Source organism: Actinomadura nitritigenes (genome assembly GCF_017573545.1).
GTDB classification, from domain to species: Bacteria; Actinomycetota; Actinomycetes; order Streptosporangiales; family Streptosporangiaceae; genus Spirillospora; species Spirillospora nitritigenes.
This window is the reverse complement of the sequence record NZ_JAGEOK010000069.1, coordinates 1-18,522: the sequence shown is the minus strand read 5'-3', so window position 1 is coordinate 18,522 and position 18,522 is coordinate 1. Positions and strand designations below refer to the sequence as shown.

Below are 18,522 nucleotides of genomic sequence, written 5' to 3'. Positions count from 1 at the left end.
CGCCATCCTGCCCCCACAATCACTTCTCGCGCCAGCGGGTGGTGATGGGGAGGCGGCGGTTGTGGCCGAAGTTCTTCGGGGTGACCTTGGGGCCGGGCGGGTACTGGCGGCGCTTGTACTCGGGGGGATGTAGCAGGCGAACGAAAAGTCCCGCTTACATGAGGAGGCCGGAAACCGAGAGGAGGCCGAACGGTTCGCCCGGCATGCCGCCGAAGCCGGCCAGCTTGATGGGCTGATGATCCTCGGCTGGTCGCGCAGAGAGGCCAAGAACTGGGGGCAGGCTGAACGCCTGTATCTCCAAGCCAACGATGCCGGAAACCGCGGCGCACTCCTGGAATTGGCACGAGTGCGTGAGGAGGCTGGAGACCGAGAGGGAGCGGGCCGCCTCCGTCGGTTCGGGTTGGACGCCAACGAGGGGACCGACGGCCCGTGGAGCTTGAGCGGTGGCCCGCCTGGCCTCGAATGGTGATGAGGGCCGGGATTCCTTTACCAGTAAGACGCGGGCATGCTGGGAGGCGATCCGGGCTTGAGTCGTCGGGCTGGCGGGTCTGGCATCCGTTGCCCTCGGAGCGGCCCAGTCGTGGGCCACCCAGGAGGTCGACTGATACACCGTTTTGCTGGACGTGACCGGGGGGACCTTTGACCGAGCGGCACAGAAGACCAGTCGATCAAGGTCGAGGGGAGTCGATCGGGGAGCCTCTCACCTGCAGAAACGTCCTGGGGGAGTCGTGGCGGGTCCGGGGAAGTCTGACCACGGTGGCTCCCCAATTGGCTCCCCATTGGAACATGCGTGCTTCACCACCCATCACTTGCTCACCCATAAGAAGCGATCTAACTTCAGCGGCTACTCCAGCGCATCGTGCATCGGCGAGGTGGCTCAGGCCAGGCTGAGGGATATGTCAAGCTCATCTTGGAGCTCCGGGTTATCGGGTCAGAAGTTCGAGGTCAAAGCTGTCGGTCAATTATTCCCGGGTGTCGGCACCTGTCGTTCCGTCCCATTATGCGGAAGTAACAGCGGCCCGCGATGGCACCGTATGCCGTCTACTGGTAACGCGTTCCGCGACATGGAGCAAATAACGAGCGAACAACCTGCAGGATCTGTGTCCCCAGAGCCTCAGGCGTGGCAAGTGCGGTGGAGGAAACAGAAGGCTGAGTGCCGCTCGGGCGGGCCGTGACGGGCCTGGGAGGACGCCGGGGAGCGACTACTGACTCCAGCGCGGCCGGCTCACATGCCCATACCGGCACACTCCGGACAAGCCACCTCCCGCCACCACCCACACTACGACCACCCCCAGCACGGCCTCTTGACACAGAGGGGAGCGGGTGTCGTCTCATGCCGTGCGCAGGAAACACGTGACCGCGTATGTCGCGTACGGTCGCACCGCTGCATTGGCTACGGATCGGTGCTCCCCGCGAAGGCGACGTTCAGCTCATGCCGGTTGCTGATCGCCAGCTTGCGGTAGGCGCGTGCCAAATGGGTCTCCACGGTCTTGGTGGTGATGAACAGGCTTTGAGCGATCTGCCGGTTGCTCTGGCCGTGCAGGGCGAGGAGGGCGACGCGGTGTTCGGCCGGGGTGAGCGCGTCGACGCCGCGCACGGCCACTCTGCGCGGCCGCAGGCCCAGGGACCGCAGTTCGGCGCGGGCGCGGTCAGCGAGCGGGCGGGCGTGGCGGGCTTCGGCGATGGCGAGACCCGCGCGTAACGGCTGCGCGCCGGCGGTGCGCCGACCGGCCTGGCGCAGCATGGTGCCAAGGTCGACGAGGGCGTGCGCGTGCTCGATTGCCGCCGGGATGCGTTCCAGCGTCCGCACCGCCTCCGCGAGCAGGGCGATGTCGGGGCCGGGGCGGGCGACGAGCCCGGCCACGCGCAGCGCGACCCCGACGTCCCTGCGCACGCCGACGGCCCGGGCGCGTTCCAGAGCCTGCCCGGCCAGCTCGCCGGCTAGCCGATGGTCGCCCAGGTGGTGCGCGGCCAGGGCCGCGGTGGTCCGCCACGGCAGCAGGCCGGGATGGTCGATGTCGTAGATCTCGCCCAGGTGGCGGCCGGCGGCACGGGCCTCCTCGAGCGCCGCAGCCGGCCTGCCGTCGGACAGGGCGAGTTGCGCGCGTACGTGCCGGACCAGCCCGGCCTCCATCGAGTCCGCCGGGTACCGGTCGGCCGTCCGTAACGCCTCCTCGGCGCCCGTGCGATCGCCGTACGCCATCAGCACCCGGGCCAGCAGCCAGGCGTTCCAGCCTGAGGCGGCGGTCCAGCCGGCCTCGTGCGGGATCCGGGCGGCTTCGAGGTCGGCGAGCGCCTCCGTCAGCGCGCCCTGGTTGAGGTGGACGAGCGCGCGGTGATAGCTGCCGTACCCGTAGGCGAGTATGTCGCCGCTGTGGCGGGCCGCGGCCATCGCGGCGGTCGCCGCGTTCTCGGCCGCGGTCACCTCGCCGATGATGACCAGCGCGTGCAGGACCAGACCGAGCGACGCGCCCTGCTCGGCCAGGTCCGCCAGCGCGTCGGCGGCCAGGGCCCGGTCGGCGAGCGGCCGTACCAGCGATGCCGGCTCACCGGCCAGCGCGAGCCAGAGCACGACCTGCGCGAGCAGCCTCGGGCGGGTCGGCGGCCGGCCGCGGCGTGCGTCGTCGAGCACCGGCCGCAGCCACGTGCTGGCTTCGCGTCGCAGCGGCGCGTGGAACATCGTGATCGCCAGGTAGTCGGCCAGCAGATCCTGTCTGCCGGGATCGTCCGGATCGAGCAGGCGCAGCGCCTCCTCGCCGGCGGCCGCCGCGCCGGCGGGGTCGCCGCTCCCGTGGCGGGCCTTCGCCAGCAGGCCGAGCGCCCGGACCCGGACCTGTACGGCGTCCTCGTCGAGCAGTTCGATGCCGTCGGTGAGGATCGTGTGCCCGGCCAGGTCACCGGCGATCAGCTTGGCCCGGGCGAGCTCGATCAGCAGCTCGCCGCGCAGCCGGGGCGGAGGCGGCTCGGCGACGGCGCGCTCGAGTAGCCGCGCGGCCGCGCCCGGGTCGCCGCGCCGCAGCGTACGCGCGGCCGCTTCGCGAAGCACGCCGACCACGTCCGGGTCACCCTCCGGCTCCATGGCCAGCAGATGCCCGGCCGCCTTCTCAGCGCCCTCGCCGTCGGCGGTCAGCAGGTCGGCGGCCCTGCGGTGCGCCCGGGAGCGCGCGAACGCGGGCTGGTCGGCGTACACGGCGGCGCCGACGAGCGGATGGATGAACCTCAGCGGGCTGCCCGGTAGCAGTAATCGTGCCGCGGCCAGCGTGTCGGCCGCGCGTTCGGCGGCGGCCGGATCCAGTTCAGCGAGGGCGGCCGCGCGGCGCAGCGGGGTGCCGTCGCCGAGCACGGCGACCGCGGTCGCCAGCCGGGCGGCGTCCGCGGGCAGCTGCCCCAGCCGCGCCAGTACCGAGTGCAGCACCGTTTCGGGCACCAGGCCGGCGACGGCATCGGCCGCCGGGATGACGCCGTCGGCCCGCAGCGAGCGCAATAGCTCGGTGACGAGGAACGGGTTACCTCCGCTGGCATGCCCCACCGCCTCGGCGAGCGCGGGGTCGGGACCGGGGAACGCGGCGGTGACCAGCCGGCCGACCGCCTCGGCGGTCAGCGGGGCGAGGGTCAGCAGTCGGCCGCGCGGCCCGGCCGTGGCGGTCATCAGCCGCTGCGACGCGGTCGCGTCGCTGCTGTCCTCCCCGTCCCGTAGGGCGACCACCAGGGCGAGGGGCAGCCGGTCCACGCGGTCGGCCAGCATGGTGAGGAACCGCTGCGACGCCGCGTCGGCCCACTGCGCGTCGTCGACCATGAACAGCGCAGAGCGGGGGGCGCCGGGCGTGTCCCACCCGGTCAGGTGCGCGGCCAGCCAGCAGAGGCCGAGCGGCAGCGCGTCCGGGTGGGCGGATTCGGTGGGGGTGTCGGTGAGGAGCGCGGCGGCGGGCGCGGCGGGGCCGCTGAGCAGGCGCCGCCGCTCGTCCGGGTCCGCGGCGGCCAGCAGCGCCGCGAACAGGTCGGCCGCCACTCCGAGCGCGATCTGCCGTTCCAGCTCCCGGCCGTGACCGGCCAGTACCGGCATCCCCGCGGCGCGGGCGCGTTCGGCCGCGACCTCGAGCAGCCGGGTCTTCCCCGTGCCGGGCGCCCCGCGCAGTACGGTCGCCGAGCCGTCGCCGCGGGCCGCCGCGTCGACCACCGCGTTGAGGATCGCGACCTCCCGGTCGCGTTCGAGCAGCATGGACGGGCCATCGTCCACGGCATCTCCCTGGGGTGTCCGGTGGCCTTCGCCTCTTCACCGTACGTCGCGGAGCCGCCCCTGAACTGGCCACAACAGGAAACGTCAGGGTGCCCACCCTGACGCGCCGCCGGCCGGCGCGAGTTGACACTGCCCGGGTGAGCGCTCGCCGTCCGACCGCGCGGATCGACGTGACCGTCGATCTGACCACCGAGCCGATCCAGGGCGTACTGCGCCATCGACACGGAGCCGACAAGCCGTTCACCGGCTGGACGGCGCTGGTCCGCGCGGTCGAACTCGCACTCGATGACGAGCGCCGCCATCGCGCCCTCGGCGGACAAGGAGACCCGCACCATGCTTGACATGTTCATCAAGACGTATCGCGACAGGGCGTACCGGTTCCCGGTCACGTTGCGCCACAACGGCGTCGTCTTGGCCTTCGCGATGGACGACCGGCGGCACATCCGGTACGTGACGCTCGACCCGGCCGCGGTCGCCGGAGGGGCGGACGACGTGACCGGATGGCCGGAGAACCCGCGCGAGCTGGGGTTCGCCACGGAGCTGGCCCGGGTGGGCTTCGGCGCCGCCGACCAGACGCCGATCCCCGCGCAGGGTGACGACGCGTTCGCCTCGTCCACCGCGCGGCTGACCGCGGCGGCCCCGTTCCAGGTGCTGTCGGACGGCCGGTACGTGTACGTGTTCCGGCAGGCGATCACCGATCCGTCCCACGACGCGCTGCGCGATGCCAAGGCCGTCCTCGCCGCGCCGCAGCCCGAGCCGGCGGCCGCGGCCGCCGCCCGCGAGGTGGTCGCCGACCACGACAACATGGTGTTCGCCGACGGCCCGGACGGCCCGGTGCCGCTGGTGGACGGCCGGCTGCTGGTCGACCGGTTTCTGCTGGTGGGCGAGGAGTTACGGCCCAAGCGGCAGGTCCGTTTCGTCCGCAGCCGCAGCGCGACCCGCCCGCTGTCCGGCACCGACAGCCTGGGGGCCGCGGACCTGGACGGGCGGCCGTTCGTCGAGCCCACGCAGGAGCTGCGGTTCGTGTCCCCGCTGCACGCGGGCCGGTTCGCCGCGCTGCTGACACCGACCACGGTCGCCGGCTCCGACCGCTGGCAGATCTTCACCCACGACGCGGGTGCGGACCTGATCTGGTCCTACAGCGTGGAACGCTCCTCCGACGGCCTCTTCGACGCCCAGGGCACGTTCGCGTACACCTGCCCCGACCACCCGGACGTCTATTCGCTCACCCCTGGCACCTGCCCGTGCCCGATCTCGCCCGGCGGCCCGGACCAGGTCTGCGGCCAGGACCTGGTGCCGAAGGTGGAGATGTCCGGGTCGGCCGGCACCGCGCTGTCGTTCGCCAAGGACGGCGCGTACGTCAATCTCACGGGTGTGCCCGCTCTCGGGCCCACGTTCAGCATCGAGGCCTGGATCAAGCCCGTGGACGCCAAAGGTGACCGGATCCTGCTCGGCGGGTCCGCGCCGCCGGAGCAGGTCGGCCCGTCCGTCTGGGTCACCGACGGCACCCGCCTGCGGATCGGCTTCGGCGATGGCACCGCCGGGCACAAGAGCATCACCGGCGACGTGCTCACGCCCGGCGCGTGGCAGCACGTCGCCGTGACGTTCGACCCGGACACGGCGCTCCAGGTGTACGTGAACGGCGCCCCCGCGCACATCGACGCGGGTCTGCGGCACGTCATCCCCGCGGACACACCGGTCGGCACCGTCGGCGCACGGGCCGGCGGCTTCACCGGGCTGGTCGACGAGGTGCGCTTCTGGTGCTATGCCCGGTCCGCCGCCGACCTGCGGAGCGGGATGCGGCTCCGCCTGTCCGGCACCGAGCCCGGTCTGGTCGCCTACTGGCGGTTCGACGAGGGGGCCGGCCCGCTCGTCTGGGATCAGGCGAGCGGCGCGCTGTCCGGCAAGGTGAGCGGCACGGCCTGGGTGACCTCGGACGCCCCGATCGGCGTGGGCCCCGGGCTCGGCCGGTGGGCGCTGCGACTGGACGGCCGTACGGTCACCGGCGGGCTCGGCGCCGCCCTGTACTACCAGCAGGAACCGGTACGCGCCGGATACGACGCCACCGAGCCCAAACCGTCCAAGCAGGCCGCCCGGGTGATGTTCGCTGCGGCCACATCGGACGGCGTGGCGGCGCTGGACTTCGCGGTCGGCGCGGACGGCCGCCTGGCCGAGCCGGCCGGCGTGACCACGCTGGCCGACCTCGGCCGGCCCGCCGGTGGCACCGATTCCCAGCCGGTCCTGCTCGACCGGATCGCGGCGGCCGAGCAGATCGTCGCCCGCCTCGACGCCGACATCGCGGTGGCGACCGCCCGGGCCGACGACGACCAGGCCCGCCTGGACGCCATCCGGGTGGTGCTGGACGAGGGCGGAGCCGTACCGCCCACCGCCCCGGATCTCCTCCAGTCCCTGTGGGCGTACGTCTCCAATCGCGACACGCTCGCCCGGCTTGAGCGGATGAGCGGCACCGATTCGGGCACCCTGGCCACGTACCGTACGGTCGTCGGCCAGGAGGTCGCCGACCTGCGCGCCCGGCAGGCGGAGCTGACCCAGGCGCTGTCCGGCGAGCGCGCGCTGCTCGCGTCCTGGCAGGGCGCGCGGGCCGCGAAGGCCGCCGAGCTGGCGGCTGACCGGGAGCTGCTCCGGGGCGACCAGACGCTGGTGATGCCGACGATCCGGCTGGACCGCCGGGGCCTCGGCGTGTCCGGTGCCCTGCTCGCCTTCACCGGCGCCGGCGACTCGCCGCTACTGTTCGACAGCGCGCTCGGCCGCCTGTCGCTGTACTTCCGCGGCCCCTCCGGGGCGTTCAGCACCGCCGCGTACGACGCGCGGACCGAACGGGCCCGGCTGATCCTGCCCACGGACACCGACCCGGCCGGCGAGCTCCCCCTTCTGGCCCGGACCACCGACGCCGCCCTGGACGGCCTGACCGCCGCGGTCACCGTGGAGCCCGGCGCCACCCTGTGCACACTCGCGGTCACACTGCCGCAGGACGGCGACACGATCGTCGAGACCTGGCCGCGGCTGCCGCGCGAACCGGCGGCGTTCGCGGCGGTCCTGAACGGCACCACCACCTCGGAGTACGCCGGGCAGGCGGCGAAGATCGACGGCAAGACCGCCGAACTGGTCTTCGCCGCGGGGATCCGCCTGTCCCTGCAGGCCGGGGACCTGCTCGGCGTCGGCGACCAGGTCGTGGTGTCCGCGGGCACGGCCGCGGCCGGGGACGTGCACGTCGCCATCGAGCCGGCCGAGCTGCACCTGCCGGCCGACAGCGCCGTCACCCGTCTCGACTACGACTACTCCGCGGCCACCAGCACGCAGCCGGGCGCGGACCTGTCCACCGGATCACGGCTGGTTCTCGCCGACCCGAGCCGGGCGGAGGGGCTGGTGACCGCCGGCACGGCCGTCACCGCCGGCGCGACGCGGTCGTGCGCCTGGACGGCGATCACGCCGGGCACCGCGCTCAGCTTCGACGGCCAGAACACCGTCGCGGGCGTGCTCGACAACACCGCCGTGCTGTTCTCCGGCGACCGCCAGGCGTGGCTGGTGCCCGCCACCGGCGACCTGGACGTGACCGGCGACATCACCATCGAGGCCTGGGTCTACCCGCTGGCGTCCGACGGCCTGCGCACCATCGTGGGCCGCGGCTATACGCTCGACCCGCAGGCCGAGGTGACGCTGCGCATCGCGAACGGCTCGTTCCAGGCCGGGGCCTACGACGGCGCCGACCACATGGTGAGCGTGCCGATGGGCCCGGACGCCATCGGGCACTGGGTGCACCTGGCCGCGGTGTACGACGGCGCCGCGCGGGCCTGGAGCCTCTACCGCGACGGCATCCTGGCGGGTTCGCTGGCCACCGGCGTGGGTGCCCTCCACGTCGACGCGGGCTGGTCGATCGGCGCGGCCGCCGACGGCAGCGACCGGTACTTCTCCGGCGCGGTCGACAACGTACGCCTGTGGAACCGGGCGCGCACCGCGCAGGAGATCGCCGCGACAATGGGCACCCGGCTGACCGGCGTCGAGCCCGGACTGGTGGGCTACTGGTACGGATACACCGGCGCGCTGCGCGACCAGACCCCGGCGGCCCGCCACGGCGCACCCCTCGGGACCCCGACGTCCGCGGCGTCGCCGCCCGCGCTGACCGGCACGGACGGGTTCGCCGCGCCGGACGACCTGACCATCGAGACCTGGGTGCGGCCCGACCGGCCGGGCGAGGTGTCCCGGCTCGTCCAGTACGCGCCCCGGATCGGCACCCCGGACCAGTCCTACGCGCTGGCGCTGCTGCGGGACCGGCCGATGAACTACGACGGCACCACCGCGTACGTGCAGATCCCGCTGACCGACCGGCTCACCGGCCTGACCTCGATCACCATGGAGGCGTGGGTCCGGGCCGGCCGGACCACCGGCACCGGCACCATCCTCGGGCACGGCCCGCAGCGCACCCCCCTCAACGCCCAGGTCGCGTTGCGCATCATCGACGGGAAGTACCAGGCGGGCTGCTGGAACGGCGCGGCCGACGACAAGTGGGCGAGCTACGACATCCCGCAGTCCGAGGCCGGCCACTGGGTGCACCTCGCCGGCGTGTACGACGCGGACGAGCACGTCTGGCGCCTGTACCGCGACGGTGAGCTGCTCGCCACGCAGAGCAGCCCGGTGGGGCCGCTGGACTCGGCGGGACCGTGGTCGATCGGCGCCTCGATCAACTCGTCGAACACCGCCGAGGCGTTCTTCCAGGGCGACATCGACGAGGTCCGCATCTGGAACCGGGCCCGCGGCCCCGTCGAGATCGCCGCCGACCGGTGGCGGCGGCTGGGCCTCGATGAGCCCGGCCTCCTGGGATGCTGGCGCGGCCCGTTGCAGGGCGGCAACGCGCGCCTTCCGGACGTCGGGCCGTGGCACGACCACGGGATCCCGTACGGGCCCGTCGTCCCTGCCACGCCCACCACCGAGTCCGAGCCGCTCGCCGGTTACCGGGCGTATGTACGGGCCGGCACGGTCACCGCCGAGACCTCGCGGCCATTCCCGGACGGCGCCTGGACCCACCTGGCCGCGTCCGTCCGGCGGGCCTGGGCGGTCGAGCTCACCGGCGGGTACCTCGACGCCGGCACCGCCACGAACCTCAACCTGACCCGCGACCTCACCATCGAGGTGACGGCCACGCTCGCCGACGCCCGGGCGCACGGGCTGATCAGCCGCGGCGTCGCGGGCGGCGGCCGCGGGCACGCCGTCCCGTACGCGCTGGCGCTGGACTCCGCGGGCCGGCTCGTCTTCACCTTCGAGGACAACACGGGCGCCCCGCACACCTACACGTCGGCGGCGCGGACGCTGTCCGGCGGCGTCCACCGGTTCGCGGTGAGCCGCAAGCGCGTCGGCGACGCGCCCGACGGGCCCCGGGACGATATCGCCTTCGCGATCGACGGCGAACGCGCCGGCACCGCGTCCTACCGCGGCCCCGAGCCGGGCACCAACCCCGACCCCCTCACCATCGGCCTGGTGCGCCGCGCCGGCGCGGCCGACGTGACGCTGCGCGGCGTCCTGCTCGAGGTGCGGCTGTGGAGCACCTCCCGGGACGTGACCCAACCCGCCGCCCCGATCACCGGCGACGAGGTGGGCCTGATCGGCTGGTGGCGGACGGACCGCCAGGACGGCAACCTCGTGACGGACGGCCGGGGCGGCAACGACGCCGTGCTGCGCGGCTCCGTGAGCCGGGTGCACAGCCCCGACCCGGCCGCGTCCGGTCTGGTGATCTACCGCGACGGGCAGCCCGAGGCGCTGATCGCCTCGGCCGACCCGCTGCAACGGCTCACCTACAGCGAGGGGTTCTACCTGGGCCGGGACGACCCCAACACGGTTCGCCCCGACGCGTTCCGCGGCCAGCTGGAGGAGCTGCGGATCTGGCACACAGCCCGTACGCGACAGCAGATCCGGGAGAACATGTTCCGCCGCCTGGCCGGCGAACGCGACGACCTGGTCGCGTACTACACTTTCGACGCCGAGCCGAACGCGCGGCTGGCCGACGAGGGCCCGCTCGGCAACGACCTGGTCGTGCGCAGCGGCACCTACCCCGTGTCCACCGCGCCCGTCGGCGACGAGGTGCCGCAGGCCCGCGACGTGCTCGGCGGCGTGACGACCTCGTTCAACGTGACGGTCGACGGCCGGACCGGCGCAGCGGAGTACGCCGCGCTGGAGACCGATGCCAACGGCCGGCGGACCGGTGTGTTCAAACGCTGCCACGCCTACGTCCGGGACGGCGCCTGGCAGCTCGTCACGGGCTTCAAGGTCGGCGACGTGGTCACCGAATGGGTCGGCCAGGCCCAGTTCGACCCGCAGCTCGTCGGCTACGTCGAGGGCGCGCCGCCGGTCCCGGCCGAGAACCTCACCGGCGGCGACGACCGTACGGGGGCCAGCGCGGTCGAGCTGACCGAGGCCACCACCACGACCTACACCTACGCCAACACGCGCGATGTCGGGATCGACGCCTCCCTGGAAGCATCTGTGTCCGTCGTCGACGACGCCCAGGTCCTGGCCGGGCTGATGGAGATCGAGGCGCCGCTCGGCATCGGGGTCGGCGAGGTGGAGCTGGCGCCGGTCGAGGAGTCGCACGTCAGCGGGAGCGTGTCGACGAGCCTGGAGACCTCGGCGAGCTGGCTGAACGACACGAAGTCGGGGCAGGGCGGCACCGCGACCCGGCTGAGCGCGCTCGAACTGACCGGCCACGCGGGGACCGCTTCGTTCGTACCGGACAACGTCGGGCTCGCCCTGGTGCAGTCGCAGACCGCGGATGTGTTCGCGCTGCGGCTCGCGCACACCGGCGCGCTCATCGCCTACGAGATGCGGCCGAACCCCGACATTCCGAAGGACTGGAACCTCATCACGTTCCCGATCGCCCCGCAGTACACCAAGCAGGGCACCCTGGACGGCAAGGTCGGCCTGACCCCCGACCCCGACTATCCCAACGCGCTGACCTACCGGCCGGACGCCAGCTACTTCAAGCCGGCCGAGGCCTACCAGATCAAGGCCCGTATCCAGCGCGAGCAGCAGGAGCTGGCCACGCTGTACGACCAGTACGACGCCGGCCCGTTCGCCACCGGGACCCTGCCGCCGCAGGCGAACAGGAACCTGGTGAACACCTACGTGTGGACCGCCGCCGGCGGGCACTTCGCCGAGACGCAGGACGTGCTCGACACCTACTCGGAGTCGGTCGGCGGGTCCTACAGCCTCCGTGCCTCGGTCGGCGACGAGGTCAGCGCCGACGTGGAGGTGTTCACGGTCGGCGTGTCCCTCGATGTCAAGGCCAGCATCGGCGGCCATCTGGAGCTCGGCGTGTCCAAGACCCGCGACTCCGAGACGGCGTTCGGCCTTGCGGTGACGCTTCCGCCCGGCCAGGACATCGGCACCGTCGACGCGCAGGGCCGGTGGGTACGTGACCCGGGCAAGGTGGACGCCTACCGCTTCATGACCTTCTACCTCAGCCCGCAGTCCGAGCACCACGACCTGTTCTTCAACCAGGTGGTCGACCCGATCTGGCTGGACCAGTCCGCCGACCCGGGCGCCATCGCCCTCCGCCAGGCCCGGCAGGACGGCAAACGGCCGGCGTGCTGGCGCATCCTGCACCGGGTCACGTACGTGAGCCGGGTGCTGCCACCGCTCCAGGACGCGCGGACCCCGGTCGAGCGGGCGCTACGCGACCTCGACATCGACAGCAACTACGAGCTGATCAAGCTCATGGCGCCGTTCGTCCGCGGCAAGACCGCCCGGTACGCCGACTTCCGCGCGGCCGTGGACGCCACCATCGACCGCTACTTCCCCGCCCTGGCGGACCACCGAAAGGAGATCCTCGACTTCCTGGCCCGGTACTTCGACGTCACCGGCGCCTGAGCACGTCACCGGATGGACGGGCCCGGTCCCGTCCATCCGGCCCAGGACCCTGCGGTCAGGTCGGCCCGTGGACCCGCGCCTGGCGTTCCGCCCACCTGGCGACGATCGGTTCGGCTTGCCGCCGGCGCCGTGTGTCGCGCCGGTCGCCCGCCGCCGTCGTGATTCCGATCCCCGCGCCCAGGACGGCCGTTACGGCGAGAACCGCGGCGGTCAGCGCCCAGCCTGCGCGCATGTACAGGATCAGGACCACTGGCGGAGAAGCCGAGCCGATGACCGGCAGAGGCTGATCGTCGGACTCTTGGCACCGAGGTCCGCATCCGAACCCGAGGTTGGATGCGGACCCCGGGTGCCTGCCGCAAGGGCGGGTGGCCGGCCAAAGCCTCACAGCCCGCGCACAACCGCGGCTTTCGCGGACGCTGCGCTTGCCGAAAATTGCGTCCGCGCAGGTCAGGCAGCATTCTCGTACTCGTTGAGGGTTCCGCACAGACGCTGGGTTCTTCGGACGTTCAGGTGGGCGATCTGGTCTGGTTCGGTGATCGGTGGAGGCAGCGGCTTGAAGGGGCGGGCGTTGGTGATGCCCTGGTGAGGCCGATGCTGGTTGTAGAAGGTCTCGAACTCGCGGAGTGCATGGAGCAGGTGCCCGCGGATCAGGAACCGTGCCCGGCAGCCGGCGTCCTGAAGGTCCATGACCAGGTTCCGGGCCGCCTGGGTCGCCCACGCGGCGGTCGGGTGAGCGGTGGCACTTAGGACGCGGATGCGGCGGGTGTGGTGCTCGATGACCGCCAGCACGTACATGCGGGTGCCGGTGAGGGTCACGGTCTCCAGGAAGTCACACGTCGGCAGCGCCTCGGCCTGCGAGTGTAGGAAACCGGCCAGGTGGTGGCGGAATGCTCGGGCGCCGGATCGATGCCGGCTTCCTTGAGGATCTCCCACACGGTAGAGGCCGCGACCTTGACGCCGAGCACCAGCAGTTCACCGTGAACCCGCCGATAGCCCCAGCCCGGGTTCTCCCGCACCAAGCGGAGTACCAGCAGCCGGATGGAGCGGACGGTCGGTGGGCGGCCCGGCCTTGTGGGTCTGGATCGGGCGGTGTGCTGCTCCGCGATCAGGTCCCGGTGCCAGCGCAGCACCGTGTCCGACCGCACCAGGAGCCGCATCCGCCGCAATACACGGCGAGGCAACCGGTGCAGCAGCGCCGCGAGCAGTACACGGTCCGGAGCGGTGAACTGCACTCTCGTCCCGTCCAGTCGGCGTTCCAGCACCGCAATTTGATGCCGCAGCACCAATATCTCAGCGTTCTTCTCCCGGTCGGTCATCGGAAGCAGACGCAGCACCGCGAACGTGTTCGCCGCCGTCAAGTAGGCCGGTCGAAACAGCACAACCGCCCATCATCCAGGGGCGAGGGCGGTGTCATGGCCTGTCCCGCGACTGTCTCAGCCGGCACCGCCCCCCGCCGGACATTTATGCCTCTCACCTGCACGGACACACTTTTCGGCAAGCACAGGGTCGTAGCTGTGGGTCGTGTATCGCGAACAGCTATGCCGGCGGCCGCGGGATTCTGTAGGCGGCGGTCTGACACGCGCGCAGTTCGTGAGCGATGAGGCCCGGGATCGGGTATCAGGGCTTGTGTTCCAGCGCCGCCAGCCGTTCGGCTACTTTGTCGCCGATGGTGACGAGCATCGCCATCTCTGTCGCAGTGAGATGATCGATGAGCACGTCGCGGACGTCGGCCACATGCTGCGGAGCCGCGATCTTGATCAGGTCGCTGCCCCGGGGGGTGATGGCGACCACCGCCCCCCGTTGGTCGGCGAGGCACCGCTCGCGGGACACCAGGCCGCGATTTTGCATCCGGCCCAGGTGCTGCGACAGGCGGCTCTTCTCCCAGCGCAGCAGTTTGCCGAGTTCGAACGACCTCAGCCGGCCTTCGGGCGCCTCAGAGAGATGGGCCAGGACCTGGTAGTCAGCGGCGGACAGCCCGCACCGGTTGCGCAACTGCCGCTCGATGAACTCCGACAGCCCGTCCTGCATCTTCATCAGGCTGCGCCAGGCCTGCTGTTCTCGCTCGTCCAACCACCGCGGCTCGGTCACGCACGTCACTTTACCGTCTGGTTGACATGGTAACCAAATGCCCCGTACCTTTTGGTTCACACGTTAACCAATGTGGGGCGTCGACGACACAGCCGTTGACAACGACGGATGGGCATGGCGTCCTACCCAGCTCCAGAAAGCAGGCACACCCATGAGCAGCATCAGCATCATCGGCCTGGGGAACATGGCCGGCGCCCTGGCCGCACGCGCGGTCGCCAGCGGCCACGCCGTCGAGATCATCGGCCGCGACCAGGCCAAGGCCAAGGAATTGGCCGCGACGCTCGGCGGCGGGGCCACGGTCGGGACATTCGGCGCCGTCCCGGTTGGCGACATCGTCGTCCTGGCCGTGCCATACGCCAGCGCCGTGCCGGTCGTCGCCCAGTACGGGGATGCACTGGCCGGCAAGTTCATCATCGACATCTCCAACACGTTCAACGCCGACGCCACCGGGCTCGTCATCCCTGAAGGCACGTCCGGTGCACAGGAGATCGCCAAGGCAGTCCCGGCGAGCGCGCACGTCGTGAAGGCGTTCAACACGGTCTTCGGCCACGTGCTGGCCCAGGGGCGTCCGTTGGACGTGTTCTTCGCCGGAGATGACGCGCGGGCCAAGGCCGACGTGTCGGCGTTCATCGAGAGCCTCGGACTGCGCCCGTTCGATGTCGGCGGCCTGGCGATGGCCCGCTGGCTGGAAGGGGTCGGGCCGCTGCTGATGGGCCTGGCCCGCAACGGCGCGGGGACCTTCGACATCGCCCTCGGCGTCGACCTCCCCGGCTGAGCGCACCCCTGCAAGTAGCCCGCAGCGCTCCCGCCGCGGATTCTCACGAAGGAGTCATCGTGGGTCTAATATGGCAGCTCTTGGCGGTTGTGACGGTCTGGATCCCCGGCAATCTGGGCACCGCGGCGGTGAAGGACAGCCCCTGGCTGGCGCTCGTCGCCGGCCTGCTGACGGCCGTCGCCGCGGTCCTGGTCTACGGCTGGGTCGTGCGGCGCACCGAGCACCGGGCCCCCGTCGAGGTGTCGCTGAAGGGAGCATGCGAGGGGATCAGCTGGGGCACGCTGCTCGGCATCGCGCTGTTCGGGGCAGTCATCGCGAACATCGCCTTCTTAGGCGACTACACGATCAACGGCCTGGGCACGCCGGCGAGCGCCGTCGGCCTGCTCGGCATCATGGCGGGTGCCGCCGTGACCGAGGAGCTGGTCTTCCGCGGTGTCCTGTTCCGGAACGTCGAGCACTGGACCGGAACCTGGATCGCGTTCGTGCTGACCGGCTCGCTGTTCGGCCTGATCCACCTGCTCAACGCGAACGCCACCCTGTGGGGCGCCATCGCTATCGCCATCGAGGCAGGCGGAATGCTGACCGCCGCGTACATCGCCACCCGCAAGCTGTGGGTGCCGATCGGTCTGCACTTCGGCTGGAACATTGCCGCGAGTGTCATCTTCAGCACCAAGGTGTCCGGCAGCAACACCCCGCAGGGTCTGCTGGACGCGACGATGTCGGGTCCCGCGCTGATCACGGGCGGCGACTTCGGACCGGAGGGCAGTGTGTACGCCGTGGTGTTCGGCGTGGTGGCCACCGTCGTGTTCATGTGGCTGGCAAACCGGCGTGGTCACGTGGTCCCCGTCCGTCGCTCGGCCCGGGCGGACGTGGCCGCTAGGCTCGCCAGGTGATCGAACCGCCGCCGGCGCGCACGGCGTGAAGGCGTTCAACACCGTCTTCGGTCACATGCTGGCGCAGCGCAACCCGCTGGACGTGCTCATCGCCGGCGACGACGCTGAGGCCAAGGCGACTGTGTCGGCATTCATCAAGAGCCTCGAGCTGCGGCCGATGGACACCGGCCCCCTGGGAATGGCGCGCTGGCTGAACGGGCCTGGTGATGTAGGCCTGGGCCGCTACGGCGCGGGAAGCTTCAACTTCACCCTCGGCGTCAGCACTTCTGCCTGAGCGCGCCCGCACCACCACTTCTCGCGCCACATCAATCACAAGGACCAGTAGCCATGAACGTTTTCGTCACTGGCGGGACCGGCCATTCCAGTTCGTACATCGTCCCTGAGCTCATCGCCGCCGGGCACGAGGTCACCGGCCTGGCCCGATCGGACACAGCCGCGGCGGCGCTGTCCGCGCTCGGCGCGAAGGTGCGCCGCGGCGACCTCCAGGATCTCGACGGGCTCAAGGAAGCGGCTGCGGACTCCGACGGCGTCATCCACGTCGCGCACCGGCAAGACCTGCTTTTCTCCGGCGGGATCCACGCCGTGGCCGCCGCCGAGCTCCCGATCATGCTCGCCTACGGCGAGGCACTCGCGGGAACCGGAAAGCCGCTGGTCGCAGCGGGGAGCATCGGCTCACCCGGGCAGGGATTCCTGGGCCGGACGGCCACCGAGGAGGACCCGTCCCTTCCCAGTGGCGATGAGCACAAGGGCACCCTACGGGCTCGTAACGTCGTGGAAACCACCGTAATCGGCCTCGCCGAGCAGGGCGTGCGGTCTTCGGTCGTGCGGATCGCCAACATCGCGCACAGCACGACCGACCGTACCGGCTTCCTCCCCACGCTCATCGCGCTCGCGAAGGGGAAGGGCTTCATCGGCTACCCCGGAGACGGCGCGAACCTGTGGAACGCCGTACACATCCGCGATGTCGCCTCCTTGTTCCGCCTGGCGCTGGAGAAGGGCCCGGCCGGCAAATACTGGCACGCGGTCGACGACGGGGGCATCCCGTTCCGGGAGATCGCCGAGGCCATTGGCAGCCGCCTGGGCCTGCCCGCCGTCAGCGTTCCCGCGGACGAACTGATGCTGCCGGGATACTTCGGGTTCCTCGCGAACATAGTCACGCAGAGCTACCCGGCGTCCAACCTCATCACCCGCCGGATCCTCGGCTGGGAACCCGCTCAGCCCGGCCTGCTCGCCGATTTGGACAACAGCCATTACTTCCCCGCCAACTGACGGCAGGGACCCCCATCGCAACGAGCCCGGCAAATCGCAAGGATACGGCTCTTGGGGGACGCCGAGAATATGACGACTGTGGGATTCATCGGAAGCGGATAGATCGGCACTACCATCGCGCGGCTCGCCATCGCGGCCGGGCACCAGGTCGTGCTCAGCAACTCGCGCGGTCCAGAAACGCTCGCGAACACGGCCGCGAAACTGGGACCGCGGGCGTCCGCGGCGACGAGCGGGGAGGCCGCGGCGGCCGGTGACATCGTCGTGATCACGGTGCCGGTCAAGGCGTTCCCCAACTTGCCCGCCGCACCACTGGCCGGGAAGACGGTCATCGACACGTGCAACTACGGCCCCGAACGTGACGGACATATCCCCGAGCCCGACAGCAAGTCGCTCACCTCGAGCAAACTGCTGCTGTACATCCCGGGCGCCATGGTCGTGAAAGCGTTCAACAACATTTTCTTCAAGCACCTGCAGTCACTCGCCCGTCCGGCGGGGGCCGCGGACCGCTCCTACCTGCTGATCGCCGGGGACTCCGCGCCGGCGACGGCGGCGGTGACCGATTTATCGAATCCATCGGCTACAGCGTCGTGGACGCGGGACCACTGGCCGACAGCTGGCGGCAGGCGACGGACACGCCGGTGTGGGGGACCCCATACGGGCCGTCCTCGAACGAGAAGGGCCAGCCGGCCGACGAGGACGCCATTCGCGCAGCACTGGCCACCGCAACGCGGTAACCGTGGCGCGGGACTGTCCTGAAGATCGTGTGGGTGGGGTGGTGATCCGGAAGGCTGGGGCCGATGCCCCGGCCGGGAAGGATCACACGTGTCCAACGACGACGAGGACGAGACCGCTGGTGGTCTGGAGGTCCAGCTCGCTGCTGAGCTGGTCGCGAAGGCCAGGGCCGAGGGGGTGTCGCTGGTCGGGCCGGACGGGTTGCCGGCCGGGATCACCAAGACCGTGCTGCAGGCCGCGCTGGAGGCCGAGATGACCGATCATCTGGGCTATGAGCGGGGCGAATGCCCGGCCCATCCGACCGGTAACCACCGCAACGGCACCTCGGTAAAGATGGTGTCGACCGAGGTCGGGCCGGTGCAGATCGAGGTGCCGCGGGACCGGGCGGGGGTGTTCGAGCCGCAGATCGTGCCCAAGCATGCCCGCCGGGTCGAGGGGTTCGATGAGGATCGTCTACACCACCAACGCGATTGAAAGCCTGAACGCCCGGTTCCGCCAGGAGAAGGTGCTGTCGCTGCTGGTCAGCGGCTCGGCCCGCAGACCCTGTTCGCCTCGGCCGAGCCGCTCCTCGCATCACTCCGGATGCGCAAGTCCGACGCGGAGATCGCGGCCATGGAGCGCGCGGCCGTCGCCGCCGACCGGGCCGTGGC

At 71.3% G+C, this 18,522-nt stretch carries 12 protein-coding genes and 1 pseudogene; 8 read left to right on the top strand and 5 right to left on the bottom strand.

All coding sequences use genetic code 11. The features are described from left to right. Positions 1-1,393 precede the first annotated feature (1,393 nt). Entirely contained in the window at positions 1,394-4,237 is a 2,844-nt protein-coding gene (locus tag J4557_RS48030) for a helix-turn-helix transcriptional regulator (RefSeq protein WP_208274563.1), read from the bottom strand. A 137-nt stretch (positions 4,238-4,374) separates the two neighbouring features. Here J4557_RS48030 and J4557_RS48025 point away from each other — a divergent pair, with 137 nt between their 5' ends. Together J4557_RS48025 and J4557_RS48020 are read left to right on the top strand one after the other, a co-directional pair. After that, a complete protein-coding gene (locus J4557_RS48025; protein ID WP_208274561.1) occupies positions 4,375-4,578 on the top strand; it encodes a hypothetical protein in 204 nt (67 codons plus the stop codon). Beyond that, on the top strand, positions 4,571-12,115 hold the full coding sequence (locus J4557_RS48020) for a LamG-like jellyroll fold domain-containing protein (protein WP_208274559.1): 7,545 nt from the start codon (positions 4,571-4,573) through the stop codon (positions 12,113-12,115). The genes J4557_RS48025 and J4557_RS48020 overlap by 8 nt, the downstream gene beginning before the upstream one ends. Before the next feature lie 55 nt (positions 12,116-12,170). Here the strand turns inward: J4557_RS48020 and J4557_RS48015 are convergent, their stop codons facing one another. The 4 genes from J4557_RS48015 to J4557_RS48000 all read right to left on the bottom strand — a co-directional run bounded on the left by J4557_RS48015 (position 12,171) and on the right by J4557_RS48000 (position 14,203). Further along, the gene (locus J4557_RS48015) at positions 12,171-12,365 is read right to left on the bottom strand and encodes a hypothetical protein (RefSeq protein ID WP_208274550.1); all 195 of its coding nucleotides are present in this window, start codon (positions 12,363-12,365) and stop codon (positions 12,171-12,173) included. A 197-nt stretch (positions 12,366-12,562) separates the two neighbouring features. Next, positions 12,563-12,931, bottom strand: a complete 369-nt coding sequence (locus J4557_RS48010) for a hypothetical protein (protein WP_208274548.1) — start codon at positions 12,929-12,931, stop codon at positions 12,563-12,565. Then, a complete protein-coding gene (locus J4557_RS48005) occupies positions 12,928-13,494 on the bottom strand; it encodes a helix-turn-helix domain-containing protein (RefSeq protein WP_208274546.1) in 567 nt (188 codons plus the stop codon). The genes J4557_RS48010 and J4557_RS48005 overlap by 4 nt, the downstream gene beginning before the upstream one ends. A 238-nt stretch (positions 13,495-13,732) precedes the next feature. Next, complete coding sequence (locus tag J4557_RS48000; protein WP_208274544.1) at positions 13,733-14,203, bottom strand: MarR family winged helix-turn-helix transcriptional regulator; 471 nt, start codon at positions 14,201-14,203, stop codon at positions 13,733-13,735. 70 nt (positions 14,204-14,273) lie between these two features. Between J4557_RS48000 and J4557_RS47995 the strand changes: the two genes are divergently transcribed. The 6 genes and pseudogenes from J4557_RS47995 to J4557_RS47970 all read left to right on the top strand — a co-directional run. Further along, positions 14,274-14,978, top strand: coding sequence for an NADPH-dependent F420 reductase (locus J4557_RS47995; protein WP_243777509.1), 705 nt, complete (start codon positions 14,274-14,276; stop codon positions 14,976-14,978). 89 nt (positions 14,979-15,067) lie between these two features. Beyond that, complete coding sequence (locus J4557_RS47990) at positions 15,068-15,871, top strand: CPBP family intramembrane glutamic endopeptidase (RefSeq protein ID WP_307800625.1); 804 nt, start codon at positions 15,068-15,070, stop codon at positions 15,869-15,871. 25 nt (positions 15,872-15,896) lie between these two features. Continuing rightward, entirely contained in the window at positions 15,897-16,145 is a 249-nt protein-coding gene (locus J4557_RS47985; protein ID WP_208274541.1) for an NAD(P)-binding domain-containing protein, read from the top strand. 53 nt (positions 16,146-16,198) lie between these two features. Beyond that, entirely contained in the window at positions 16,199-17,140 is a 942-nt protein-coding gene (locus tag J4557_RS47980) for an SDR family oxidoreductase (protein WP_208274539.1), read from the top strand. A 150-nt stretch (positions 17,141-17,290) separates the two neighbouring features. Beyond that, positions 17,291-17,896: an NADPH-dependent F420 reductase gene (locus J4557_RS47975; RefSeq protein WP_307800624.1), complete on the top strand. Its 606-nt coding sequence runs from the start codon at positions 17,291-17,293 to the stop codon at positions 17,894-17,896. Positions 17,897-17,998: 102 nt separating this feature from the next. Beyond that, positions 17,999-18,319: pseudogene (locus tag J4557_RS47970) on the top strand (transposase); the annotation flags it as partial. Between the last annotated feature and the right edge of the window lie 203 nt (positions 18,320-18,522).

What these genes read in the sequence shown, in the direction of transcription:
- J4557_RS47995 (WP_243777509.1), top strand. Translation starts at nt 14,274, where the DNA reads ATGTGGGGCGTCGACGACACAGCCGTTGACAACGACGGATGGGCATGG.
- J4557_RS47980 (WP_208274539.1), top strand. Translation starts at nt 16,199, where the DNA reads ATGAACGTTTTCGTCACTGGCGGGACCGGCCATTCCAGTTCGTACATC.
- J4557_RS48020 (WP_208274559.1), top strand. Translation starts at nt 4,571, where the DNA reads ATGCTTGACATGTTCATCAAGACGTATCGCGACAGGGCGTACCGGTTC.